Here is a 12634-nt window from a genome sequence, read left to right as displayed (position 1 = left end):
GCGTGCTACTTTCAGTATTGAATGAGAAAAATACAAGAACAGGTGGCGAAAAACGATTCGTTTTTCGCCACCTGTTCTATTTTAGGGACTTATTGGACAGCCCCTAGCGCATTGGCTGAACCGAATCGGATGGCAATCGTTGAATTGCTTCGCGATGGACCTCTAACGGTGGGAGAAATCGCTAAACGGTTGGAACTAAGCCAACCGCATGCTTCAAAGCATTTAAAGGTGCTGAGTGATAACGGAATTGTAGAAGTAAAGCCAGAAGCTAATCGTCGATATTACAAGCTTCGGCCTGAGCCTTTCCAAGTCATCAAATTTTGGGCGACTTCCTTTCAAAAGAATTTGGAAAAGAGGCTCAACTTGGATGATTATGTACAAGAATTGAATAACAAACGAAAAAACGATGAGTGAAAAACAGGGAGGTAAATTATGGCGAATAACGAAATGGTTTCAAGAGTAGAGAACGAAAGGTTTTTAGTTTTAGAGCGCGTGTATGATATGCCGCGCAATCAACTATTTCAATTTTTTAAAGAACCGGAGCATTTAAAGCGCTGGTGGAGTACGGACGGTTGGGAACTACCTGTTTGTAACGTGGATTTCCGCCCAGGAGGGGTATGGCACTATTGCATGAAATGTGTTATAAGAATCAAGAAGAATACGGAATGGAATCTTGGAACAAAACCATTTATAAGGAAATTATTGAACCAGAAAAGATTGTCTATAACGATTATTTTTCAGATGCTGAAGGTAATATCAATGAATCGATGCCATCTCCAGAGGTCACGATGGAATTCATCGATTTAGGCAGTCAAACGAAATTGGTCAGCCGTACTGAATTCGATTCAGCAGATTCTCTTCAAGCTGTTTTAGACATGGGATTGTTGGAAGGCATCAAACAAACGTGGGATAGTTTAGATGCACTGGTTGAGAGCTTGAAGTAAAGCAAGGTAGAAGACTTTTATTAATATGAAAAATATTTACAGAGGCGATTGACCAAAGTAGTTAATCGTCTCTTAATACATCATCCTATACAGAAATTTTTAAAGGCCTAACAGCAAAGTATCTTGACGTAGATATTATCTAAGTTTGTTCTATTTAAAGAGGATGGTTTACACATTTGTTCAGCATACAGTGAAAAGGTGGATGTCATTCATTGAAAAAAATTTGGGTTTTCCTCGGTTTTTTACTGACTTCTGTTGTGATCACTGGGTGCACTCATTATTTCACGGAAGAGTTTCTATATGATTATCCGATTAAAGACTTCAAAAAAGCAAAAGGTATTGTATTAGATATTCGAACGGAAAAAGGATTGTATACGCCACCCATATACTATGCAAAAGTAGAGTTACAAAACGAACATGCTTCGGAAGAAATATATCCGCAGGATTTGCGAGTTTCGAAGAGGCAAGTAATGCACGCAATAGACGGCAAGTCAATCAGTGGCTATACATCTGATGGTACGGACTTCCACACACTCTATGACGTTGTTTACAATAGTTCAATGTATCTTTTGTTTATTTTCATCGGACTCGTGCTGCTTTGCTTCACGTTGTTTTTATGGTTCTCTGAATACAAACTATTCGACCCTCTTTTTCGTCTATTAGGGAAACTGCCCATCTTCCGAGTTGAGGATTTGTTTCAAAAAATTGTCATGCTTAGCTTAATCATCCCTTTCTCCGTCTATGCTTTTTTTGTTCTGATCAATTTAGGTCAAAAACTAAATCCCTTTAATAAAGAAATAGTGAGTGGCGAGGTCATCTCTTATCATCATGAGTATAACTCGGTGCATGATTCTTATCATACTTTAAAGATCGGCTATGAAACTCCAAAAGGCAGTTACACGACAGTCGATAAGGAAGTATCTAGTTGGACTTATCGCAAGTACCTGCCAGGGGATAACATTAAAATTGCAATCCCTAAAAATAATTCGTATAACGTATTTCTTGCAAAGTTATCATTTCTTGAGATCGTCAGCTCCTTCTTTACATTACGAGTGTTCTTTCTCTGTGTCTTTTTTCCGTTGTATATAGGATTTTATCGGCTTTTGTATCGATAAAATGATTGAGCAAGGATCATGAGGTTATATTTCTTCTTTAGGATTCACGAATTAAGATCAAAGGTTGCCTATGATGGTAATCTTTTTTTCTGTTCATATGTACTTTTCTTTCATGTTGCTTATTTATGGTATAAAGTTGAATTCCCAGGAAATTCGAAGATAGAAAGACCAAGTACCTATAACTGGGGTGACTTGGTATTTCTATAATGTATAAATTCTCAAATGGTGACTCTCCACAATTTTATTTCCATTTAAAGATGTCTATTGCAACGTGAAGCCAGAAGGAATTTAGAGGGCAGAAGCTGATCATGAATTAGTAGTCGAAATCAGCGGTAACCAGTCAGTAACAGTTGAAGAATTAGTTGAGGCTGGTTATGTAGTTTCATTCTAACAAAGCAGTATTCGTTAATGGTATAACTACACGTTCGGATGGTAAGTTAGTAGATGATGATCGGAAGCTTTTAGTTAATAAAACAAGAACAAATAGAGACGTTTTGAATAGAATTTTTCCTTGGAAACTTTCCAAAAGCTGAACCAACAGACCTTTAAATAAGCACCGAATGAAACAAAACATCAGAAGAAAGCCAACACAATTGCCGGCTTTCTTCTCTTTCACCATAACTTACTCATCTCACCTCTCCAACCACTCGACCCGCACTCCCAGCCAAATACTCCACAATCTCTTCCTTCGACATCCCATCAATTCCTAAATCCAAGAGTGTTAGTCCGCGCTTGCGTAGATCCTCTTTCATTGCAATCGAGGCCAAGTCAACCAGCAAGTTGCTGCATGCCATATCGACACCTAATTTCTCTCCAAGACTCACCATTGGAATCAAGCCATAAGGAATATCTTCATAAATATAACGGTATCGTAAAGTGGTTGGTGCTTTTCCTGTCCTGTAGGCAGGGTTGCTTTGAATCGCATCATATAAGTTTGCCTCCTTCACATCATAAAAGCGATTCAGCAAATCCAAACAGGTGGATAAGTTAATCTTTAGTTTCTTTCCGATTTCCAGCCGTTCCCGTTCTAATTGTTCCATAACATTTACAACGGAAGGCGTAGCGCCGTCGGGATAGAAGTAAAAATCCCCTTCCGATTCAATTCGTCCCGCATTCATAAGTGTAATCGGGACATGAAAAATCGGGTTACAGTTATTCATCGTTGTAATGAGCACATTTGATGCGATTTTCAACTGCGGATAAATGTCCTTCAGTATATCTTTAACAATTGGAGAGTCGCTTGCCGGTAATGATGCAAACTCCAATGAATCTTTTATTTTACGAATTCGTACATGTCCGGGGTGAATTGATCTGCACGTGTAAATTAAAGACTCTGTTTCTGCTACGTAGACATTTTTTTGTATCCCCAACTGTTTGAATGTTTTTCTAAATTCCAGCGCACCCCAGTAGCCTGGTAAAATCATAATGAGTTGGCCATCTTTCAAGTAAGGGGCAATCGACTTTGCTACACTTTTATGAGCCGGGCCTGTCGTTGTAACCATTATGACATCCGTTTCCTTTAGTGCATCGGCTACATTTGTCGTTGCTTTAATCGGTACACTTCCTTCTATAACCCCTTCAACGGTAATATGTCCCCTGTCGTTAATTTGTTGGATCAAATTCTCTTGAATGTCATATAGCACAACTTGTTGTTTCATTATTTTCAAATGGGCTGCCATGCTTTGCCCACCATTGCCAGCTCCGATGATTGTAAACTTCATGAATCCTTCTCCTCCCCTATGCTACGATCGTTTCCTTTTTTGTTTTCGTAATCAGCTGATAACTTGCCGAGATGAGCACTAGGACAACTCCAATAGCGTCACTCGCTATTCCTGGGACGATTAACAATAATGCAGAAGTTAAGAGCAAGCCTCGTATGACAACATTTGCTTTCATCCTTAAAAACCAACCTTCAACGGCTGATGCCAAGGCCACCGCGCCAAGCAATGCGCTTATGGTAGCTAAAATGATTTCACCCGTCGAACCAATAAGCAAGATAGCTGGCCCATAGACAAATACGAACGGAATGATAAATGCAACGATCCCGATTCGAACAGCTGTCATTGCCACTTGCATCGGTTTAGCGTCCGCAATACCTGCTGCAGCAAATGCAGCCAATGCAACTGGTGGAGTAAATGCGGATAAACATGCAAAGTAAAACACAAACATATGAGCCGCCAACATTGGTACGCCCATTTGAACGAGGGCTGGCGCGACGACTGCCGCTGTTATCAAATAGGCCGCTGTTGTCGGTAAGCCCATTCCTAAAATAATCGTCGCACACATTGTTAAAATCAATGCAAGCGGTAGACTTCCACCTGAAAACGAAATGATGACAGAAGCAAATTTCAACCCCGCTCCAGTTAAGTTTAAAACGCCAATGATCAAGCCTGCGGTAGCACAAGCAGCAATCATTCCAAGCGCAGATTTAGCACCGTCCGCCAAGCAATCAATGAATTTCCTCAAGTTCAATCTTGTCTGCTTTTTAAAAGAGGACACAATAATTGTCGAAGCGATCGCCCATATCGCCGCTTTAATAGGGCTTGCTTTCAATACAGTCATTACAAAAATCAGCACCAATAGCGGGATGAATAAATGACCTTCATTTTTCATAACTTCTTTGAGATTAGGCAGCGTTGATTTGGGCATCCCTTTTAACCCTAACTTCGCTGCTTGCAAATCGATCATTACGAATACTGTAATGAAATACAAAAGTGCCGGGATGACAGATGCAGCAACAATGTTTAAATAGGGTACACCGACCAGTTGAGCCATAATAAATGCAGCCGATCCTAAAATGGGCGGCATGATCTGTCCTCCCGTAGAGGCAACAGCTTCTACAGCCCCCGCATAGCGTGAAGGATACCCAATCTTTTTCATCAATGGAATTGTAAAAACACCTGTTGAGACAACATTAGCAACTGAATTTCCCGAAACCGATCCAAATAAGGAACTGGAAAGGACCGCGGCTTTTGCGGGTCCTCCCCTCCTTGCTCCAGTCGCGCCAATTGCAAAGTTGATAAAAAATTGACTTCCACCCGTTCCGCCCAAGAAGGAACCGAATAAGATGAAAAGAAACACAAAGCTTGCCGAAGCACCGATTGGAACGCTGAATATTGCGTCCAAGCTGTTTAGATAGCTTAAAATACGATCCCAATCGTATCCACGATGCCCCATAAAACCTGGAACGAACTTCCCTAAATTAGCGTAAAGAATGAAGAGCAATGCTAAAATCGGTAGCACTAAGCCAGTCGTTCTACGTGTAACTTCCAAAACAACACCGATCAAAATCACGCTTACAACTAAATCCATTTGTGTAGGAGCAACCCCTACTCTATATACAAGCTCGTCCATCTCAATGATGAGGTAACCACTTGCAAACGTCACAGCCGCAATGAGTATCCAGTCGATCACTGTTATCCCTTGATTGATCTTCGACTTCCGCATTGGATAGTTCATCAAGATCAAGATCGCGCCAAGCCCTAAGTGAATCGTGTAAAGAACCCAAGGGGTAACCGGGCTGAACCCTAAAACGTAAATATGGAATAGCGACATGAATACAGCTATCGAAGTGAAGAGGACGAGCTGCATACCTGTCAACGTACGATTTTTCTTATTTTCCACCACATCTGTTTCTGGTGTTTCCACTTGATTCGCCATTCTCCCTCTCCCCCTTTCTACTTGGACTCAGGCGGAATTAGTTCATCTGGAATCTCAATTCCTACTTCGCGATAATATTTCAAGGCCCCCGGATGTAATGGAACCGTTGAATATTTAATGTTCTCCGCAATTGTATCTTTCGCTGTAGGATCCACGGCTTGCAGTTCTTCGTTTTTTTCAAAAGTCGCTTTCACTAAGTCATAGACGAGGTCTTCGGATAAATCGGATGAAGCAATTGCTAAATTCCAAAAAGCTACTAATTTTATATCTTCATCCTGATGTTTATACGTTCCTTTCGGGATGACCATTTCGTTCCAATACGGATACTTTTCCAACAACGTTTCCATGTCATCATCCGATAGCCCGATATGTTGGACTTCATGGGATGTCTCAAGATCCATCATAAAAGGACCCGGAACTCCAGTGACTGCAAAGCCTGCGTCAATTGTTCCATCTCGTAAACCATCAACTGAAGTACTTGTTGGCAATCCACTAATTTTTTTCGGTGTAATATCCAGTGCATCCAAAAGTGCGGTTCCAGCTTCCGCGCTAGTACTTCCCGGTGCTCCAGTACTGACATGCTTTCCATTAAAATCATGGATACTTTCAATGCCTTTTCCTTTTAACGCATACATATGCATAACACTCGGATACATAGCAAACAAACTTCGGATTTTGTCATGCTTCTGATCCGTCCATCCAACTCCGTTGTACCCTTCCCCACCTAACCAAGCTGTCACGAAGCCGATTTCCATATCTCCACTCTGAATCAACTGCATATTCGAGTTAGGGCCCCCGGTAACTTCGACTGCTATATCTACATCTGTAATCGACTTTGCCATAATATCGGCCCATCCCCCACCCCACACATAGTAGGTTCCCCCCTGGCTGGAAGTTCCTAATAGCAACTTATGACTATCCGATCCATTTGTACCGGCATCTCCTTCCCCACTAACATCCGAACATGCCGAAAGAATAAAAATAATCAAACACCCAAACAAAATCACCTTAATGTATTGATTACGCAACATGTTAATTTCCCCTCCATTATCCTTATACCAATGCCTCGTCCAGCTCTGCTTTTGAGCGCATAATTGCCGCTTTCAATTGATCGTAAAACCGTTCATCTTTCTTTAACTTTATTTCTAATTTACCTATCTGTTTTTTCACTTCTTCTGGAGCAGGTCCGCCCTTCGAATTTTTCGACTTAACGTTCAAGATCGGATTTAAAGCGCTTTCGATTTTATCCGTACGTAAAGCTATCTTTTGACCAAGGACATTGTACGCAATCTCTTCTATCAATTCGGAGCTCAATTCAGTAAGCGGAATGCGATGTTCCAGCATATAGTTCACTACATTTCCTACAATATGATGGGCTTGCCGAAAAGAAATTTTCTCTTCCCTCACAATGACATTTGCCAACTCAGTTACCGTTGTGAAATTCAGAACAGCTCTTTCAAGCATAAGAGCCTCATTAAAAGATAATGTTTGAACAGTTTCATTGAGTAGATTTAGAGAAGCTTCAACTTCCTTGAACGCCTCCCATAAGTACGTCGCACTTTCCGACAAATCCCTACAATGGCCATATGAAATATTACTCAAACAACCCGTTGCGGATACATATGCCCCTAAAACATGCGATGATTTCGCTTTCATATGTTCAAACGTAATCGGGTTCTTTTTTTGAGGCATAATACTGCTGCTCGCGGCTACCGAGTCCCCCACCGCGACCGTTCCAAATTCATCCGTTGACCAAATGTAAAGATCTTGAGCAATTCGATTCGTATGATTCATGAGGATATTCATAGCCGACAGTGATTCTAATAAATAGTCACGCGACGCAATCCCATCCAATGAGTTATCGAGCACCCCGCAAAAGCCAAGTTGTTTGGCAGTTGTCTCTCGATTGATCGGAAAAGTCGTACCTGCCATTGCCCCAGATCCAAGTGGCGAACAATTTGTCATCTGAAAAGCGTTGACGAGTCTATGGGAATCTCTTTCGAACGCTTGTCCTAATGCCGAAAAGTAATGTCCCAATGTTATTGGTTCTGCTGGCTGCATATGTGTATACCCCGATATGACAGTTGATGTATTTTCTTTCGCGACTTGAAGAATGACATTCCTTGTTTGGAGGACCAATTCCATAATTATTAAGAGTGAATCCCTCGTATTCATTCGTAGCACGGTTGTATATAAATCATTTCGACTCCTGCCAGTATGCAGTTGACCACCCGCTTCAGTCCCAACCTTCTCGATCAACCTTTTTTCAATATTGAAATACAAGTCTTCCAACTTCGGATCAATAGATAATGCACGTTTCCCTTCTGCCACTATTTCATCTAAGCCCTTTTTGATCTTCTCCCCAGTTTCCTCCTCCACAATCCCTTCTGCCAAAAGCATTGATAAATGAGCCTGATTGACATTCATCATATTCGAAAAGGATCTCTCCCTCTCAGCTAAAATGGACGGTTCAAATAAATACTCAATAACCTTCTCAGATAAATCCGACTTAAGTCTTTCTCTCAATTCATTCCACTCCTTTTGCTTTAATACTTTAGTGAATTCAATTTCATTTCTTATAAACACCAGCTCGCATTTCTGAATAATTTAAATACTGATATCATCATATATCGTAAATAACTATAAAGTCAATATATTTATAGTTATTTACGATTAAAGTTTCAAAATAATCAACCAACCATATGAAAAGAGCCTATATAATGAAAGAAGGTGATCACTTATGAATGTAGGAAATCGAATACGGAATTTAAGAGAAATGCAACAATTGAGCGTGACCCAATTGGCCAAGGAAGCTTACATATCACAACCTTACTTAAGCGATATTGAAAGAGGCCGTCATCTCCCCTCCTTGGACAAACTTAAAACAATATGTGACGCCCTTAACATCACCCTTGGAGAATTTTTTGGAGACCAAATGGACCTAACCCCTGATTTATTACGCTTAGTTGAAAACGCTAGAAAGCTTTCCGAATATGAACGAGAAAAACTAAATGACTTTATCGAAGCTTTGGCTAAAAGAGATTTAGGGGACAATTAAAAGAAAATAAAACAAGCCTCCCTCCACGGTTTTTTCGTGGGAGGGAGGCTTGTTATTGACGTAACTGTTTGACTTCATAATGATTAATTTTTAATCGCAAGCTGGAAACAGTTGTTCTATAGCAATTCGAGCTGTTGATGCAAAGGAACTCTACTGGCAAACGGTTACTGTCCCTTTATAGTTTGACTGGCAAAATACAAATTCCGAAGATCCATTTCTTCAAAATTTTTGCACGTTCCTATTCCATTTATTTATATAGTATTAGCTAACTATGACATCTATCCTATCACAAAGGATATTCATATATGATTTTCTAAAGAAATGTGATCAAATTTTTTTATTGGGCTAATTATTTCTATTTATTATCTGCTGTAACATTTCTATATCAATGTCTTCACTTATCGAATATAATACTGGAATATAAGGATTCATGTTATTCACATTTTCAAACCCTGCCTCTGACAGTAGATCCGTTGTAAGGCTTTCAAATTTCCTGTCTTTGAGTAATTCTTTTACTTTATTACACATAATTTCTTTATGTAAATTTCTTATTTTCAGCACCAGCTCTTTCCATACTCCTGCTTTACTATTATATGAGTTTTTTCTCTTTAACATTTTCTCGTGTAATATGTTTCGTGGAACCTACTCAGATATATTCCCAACTATACTATCTTTTCTAATAGCTCTTGAAAGTATACGGCTGTCCCCCTTTTTCCAATATTACTTCCAATCTTCATAGAAATCATAATAAATAAAGCACAAAGCAAAACAAAATAAATAAGGGATGCAGCTAAGCCCTGTCCAAGCATGTTTTCTACAAGTAAGAAATATGCAGCTGAAATTGCCACCACAAAAGCAGTAAGCATAGCAACACTCTTTGACATATCGTTTACTTCCTGCAACACCTTCATCCTTGCAATAGCAGTAGTTCTAGTAACTGTATCAATCTTTCTTAAACTATCCAAGTTGTTCATATACTTATGTGGATTTTTTGATCTCACTTCTATAAATTCTTTCCTAATAAATTTAATCAAGTTTTCATCTGATTCGTTAAATATGTTATCTTTAATATCTTTTACCTTCACTTCTTTCCTCCTCACAAACAGCCATTCAGTAATTAAACATTTCCAACCTATTCTATGAATTTATGGACTATTTATCTTAAGTTCATAATGAAACAAAATATTTTGCGACATTTTCAATCGAAAGACTCATTTGCGTTTATTATTTAACTTTAAAAATAATACTAAAATAGTGCACAGTCATTCTTATTCCTAACCTTTTGTGAATATCGGTGTTAAAATCCTCAATAATAACGGTTTAAAATTCCCCAGTTTTTACGGATAATCTATTTTGAGAGAGATAGATTGGAAGTGTGGGAATGACGTTATTGTTGGAGGATTTTTTTATGATAAGAGAATTGAAACAAAAAGGCTGGACAATCAGTGCGATTGCAAGGGAAACAGGAATTGATCGAAAAACCATCAGGAAATATTTAAAGGCAGAAGCTACACCACAATCAGAAAAATGAGCTAAAAGAGGAAGTAAGCTGGATCCCTTCAAGCCGTATCTGCTGGAACGAATTAAAGAAGGTACGACAAATTGTGCAGTTCTAATAGAAGAAATCCGAGTGAAAGGCTACGAAGGAAAAAGCACCATTCTTCGAGAATTTGTCCAACCCTTTCGGGAGGCGCCGAAGAAACAAGCAACTGTCCGATTTGAAACCATCCCTGGACGGTAGGCGCAAGTAGATTGGGCAGAGAATATCGGTGAATTTTATGTAGATGGATTGAAGCGTCCGTTGTACGCCTTTATTATGATCCTAAGTTATTCCTGTAAACGATACATTGAGTTTACAACGGATATGACACAGGAAACGCTAATGAAATGTCATATGAATGCCTTTAGCTATTTCAATGGCATTCCCCAGCAGCTCCTTTACGACAATATGCGAACTGTCGTCACGAAACACAGTGTCAGCCAGATTCGGTTTAACAAAAAGTTTGAAGATTTTCTTTCCTACTATGGTGTTGTTCCGAAAGCCTGCAAGCCCTATTGGGCGCAGGCGAAAGGAAAAGTGGAGAGGGCTGTAGCTTATTTAAAATCAAATTTCCTTAAGCGTCGCCTTCCAGAAAATCTGGAAGATTTAAATTCAGAAGTACGTAAATGGCTAGATGGGGTGGTTCATAAAAAGCGCAATCAAACAACACAACAACGCCCATGTGACCGGTTCGAGGAAGAGCGTGCGCTCTTGATTCCATGGAATACAAAACCGCTGTATCAAGTAAGGCAATGGGAACTCCGGGAAGTGAGTAAGGACTGTTTTATTTCTTATCAGCAGAATAAGTATTCCGTGCCGTATCGATACGTTGGACAGTAAGTGAAGGTACATGAAACTAACGAAGGAGTGCTTGAACTATACGATGATTATGAACGGATAGCCATACATCCGCAGACATCAAGTGACTATGAAACCTGAGCATTATCAAGGGCTACCCGGAACAAAAAAAGAGCAGGAAAAGAATCTACATGGTTTGGCGACCCCAGATTCCCCTACTCCAATACCGACTGTTGAAAGTCGATCGTTAGCTATATAAGCTGCGCTCGAGGAAGGAGAATAAGATTATGCATTCATCATTACTCGAAGAACGCTTAAAAGCGCTCGGGTGGCAGCAGACAGCCCAGCTACTAGATGAACTAGTCGAGAGTGCCTCTGCCAATACTTTATCATATTTTGACTTTCTTGACACCCTGGTAAAACAGGATTGGGAACATCGAGAATCAGAGGCTTTGGCAAAACGAATTCGCAAGGCAAAATTTCCGTATACAAAAACGATCCATGAATTCGACTTTAGCTTTCAGCCTAGTATTAGTGAGCAGCGCGTCAAAGAGACTTGTACCTGCCGCTTTATCGCAAATGGAGAAAACCGCATCATACTAGGCCCACCGGGGGTGGGCAAGACACATCTCTCCATCGGGTTTGGGTTAGAAGCGTTAGCCAAAGGCTACAACGTTTTGTTTATTACGGCCGATGAGTTAGGAGAGCAGTGTCACAAAGCTTCACAAAAAGGCACCCTATCTTATTTAATGAAGCGTTTATGTAAGCCAGATATCATTATTTTAGATGAAATCGGATATTTCGACTTTGACGAAGTCACAGCCAATTTGTTTTTACAAATCGTTTCTAAGTGATATGAAAAAGGGGCTATGATCATTACTTCAAATAAATCCTATTTGGAATGGGGAAAAACATTTGGGGATGATGTTTTAGCAACAGCGATTTTAGATCGTCTCCTACATCACTCCGTAACCTTTAGCATTAAAGGCGATTCATATCGCATGGAAGAGAAAAGGAAGGCTGGGGTGTTCCCTTTGCCTTCAGCTGCTGAATCGTTAAAGTGAGGAATTTTAGTCCGGCGATTTTGGGGAATTTTAACCCGGTATTGACAGCATTGCGCTTCTTCACTTTCGTTTTGTTATGAATCCCTTACAGGGCGTCCCAATACCTTTTTCACAGCTGTNTGTACCCGCATCTGTATCGCCTTTATATTCATCGATCGCAATGGCTTTTGGTAATCGGACTCCATGGGGCATCTGCTCTTTCGCCACTTCCTTGAATCGCCGGATCACTGTTGAGCTGGAAGTGCCGAGTACTTCACCTGCTTCTTTAAAGGTTTTCGCTTTGATTGATTGGATACGGACGACCTGATTCCACTCTTTCGTGTAGCGTTGATACTTTTCCACGAAGGGGGTGTGTAGTGCAAAATAGAAGTACAGAGTTTTGAAGAGGAAAAGTACATAACGTTGCAACACAAGTTTTAATAAAAAAAGGCTTGCCAGCCTTCCAATATTTCTCT

At 40.0% G+C, this 12634-nt stretch carries 9 protein-coding genes and 3 pseudogenes; 6 read left to right on the top strand and 6 right to left on the bottom strand.

The window, feature by feature from the left end; translation table 11 throughout:
- The first annotated feature begins 21 nt into the window (after nucleotides 1-21).
- The 3 genes and pseudogenes from ACFQ38_RS01700 (at nucleotide 22) to ACFQ38_RS01690 (ending at nucleotide 2059) form a co-directional block, all read left to right on the top strand.
- Nucleotides 22-414 (top strand): ArsR/SmtB family transcription factor, encoded by a 393-nt coding sequence (locus ACFQ38_RS01700; protein WP_381479630.1) that lies wholly within the window; start codon nucleotides 22-24, stop codon nucleotides 412-414.
- Between the two features lie 18 nt (nucleotides 415-432).
- Nucleotides 433-872 (top strand): annotated as a pseudogene (locus ACFQ38_RS01695) (SRPBCC family protein); the annotation flags it as partial.
- Nucleotides 873-1156: 284 nt separating this feature from the next.
- Nucleotides 1157-2059: a hypothetical protein gene (locus ACFQ38_RS01690; RefSeq protein ID WP_381479629.1), complete on the top strand. Its 903-nt coding sequence runs from the start codon at nucleotides 1157-1159 to the stop codon at nucleotides 2057-2059.
- Nucleotides 2060-2685: 626 nt separating this feature from the next.
- Here the strand turns inward: ACFQ38_RS01690 and ACFQ38_RS01685 are convergent.
- Genes ACFQ38_RS01685 through argH form a run of 4 tightly spaced genes read right to left on the bottom strand, consistent with a single transcriptional unit; the run spans nucleotide 2686 to nucleotide 8245 of the window.
- Nucleotides 2686-3780, bottom strand: coding sequence for an NAD/NADP octopine/nopaline dehydrogenase family protein (locus tag ACFQ38_RS01685; RefSeq protein ID WP_381479628.1), 1095 nt, complete (start codon nucleotides 3778-3780; stop codon nucleotides 2686-2688).
- A 16-nt stretch (nucleotides 3781-3796) separates the two neighbouring features.
- The gene (locus ACFQ38_RS01680) at nucleotides 3797-5719 is read right to left on the bottom strand and encodes a TRAP transporter permease (protein ID WP_381479627.1); all 1923 of its coding nucleotides are present in this window, start codon (nucleotides 5717-5719) and stop codon (nucleotides 3797-3799) included.
- A gap of 17 nt (nucleotides 5720-5736) precedes the next feature.
- Entirely contained in the window at nucleotides 5737-6750 is a 1014-nt protein-coding gene (locus ACFQ38_RS01675; protein WP_381479626.1) for a TAXI family TRAP transporter solute-binding subunit, read from the bottom strand.
- Nucleotides 6751-6772: 22 nt separating this feature from the next.
- The gene (argH, locus tag ACFQ38_RS01670) at nucleotides 6773-8245 is read right to left on the bottom strand and encodes an argininosuccinate lyase (RefSeq protein ID WP_381479625.1); all 1473 of its coding nucleotides are present in this window, start codon (nucleotides 8243-8245) and stop codon (nucleotides 6773-6775) included.
- Between the two features lie 214 nt (nucleotides 8246-8459).
- Here argH and ACFQ38_RS01665 point away from each other — a divergent pair, with 214 nt between their 5' ends.
- A complete protein-coding gene (locus tag ACFQ38_RS01665; protein WP_381479624.1) occupies nucleotides 8460-8777 on the top strand; it encodes a helix-turn-helix domain-containing protein in 318 nt (105 codons plus the stop codon).
- Between the two features lie 662 nt (nucleotides 8778-9439).
- On the opposite strand, the gene ACFQ38_RS01660 is transcribed toward ACFQ38_RS01665, so the two are convergent.
- Nucleotides 9440-9862: a hypothetical protein gene (locus tag ACFQ38_RS01660; RefSeq protein WP_336825204.1), complete on the bottom strand. Its 423-nt coding sequence runs from the start codon at nucleotides 9860-9862 to the stop codon at nucleotides 9440-9442.
- A 296-nt stretch (nucleotides 9863-10158) separates the two neighbouring features.
- Between ACFQ38_RS01660 and istA the strand changes: the two are divergent.
- Nucleotides 10159-11374: pseudogene (gene istA, locus ACFQ38_RS01655) on the top strand (IS21 family transposase).
- A 28-nt stretch (nucleotides 11375-11402) separates the two neighbouring features.
- Nucleotides 11403-12179 (top strand): annotated as a pseudogene (gene istB, locus ACFQ38_RS01650) (IS21-like element helper ATPase IstB).
- 60 nt (nucleotides 12180-12239) lie between these two features.
- Here istB and ACFQ38_RS01645 read toward each other — a convergent pair.
- The gene (locus ACFQ38_RS01645) at nucleotides 12240-12521 is read right to left on the bottom strand and encodes a transposase family protein (RefSeq protein ID WP_456242984.1); all 282 of its coding nucleotides are present in this window, start codon (nucleotides 12519-12521) and stop codon (nucleotides 12240-12242) included.
- Nucleotides 12522-12634 lie beyond the last annotated feature (113 nt).

It is taken from the genome of Sporosarcina contaminans (assembly GCF_042679045.1).
In the GTDB taxonomy this organism is placed as follows: Bacteria; Bacillota; Bacilli; order Bacillales_A; family Planococcaceae; genus Sporosarcina; species Sporosarcina contaminans.
Note: the sequence above shows the minus strand (reverse complement) of the source record. Positions and strands in the feature narration are given on the sequence as shown.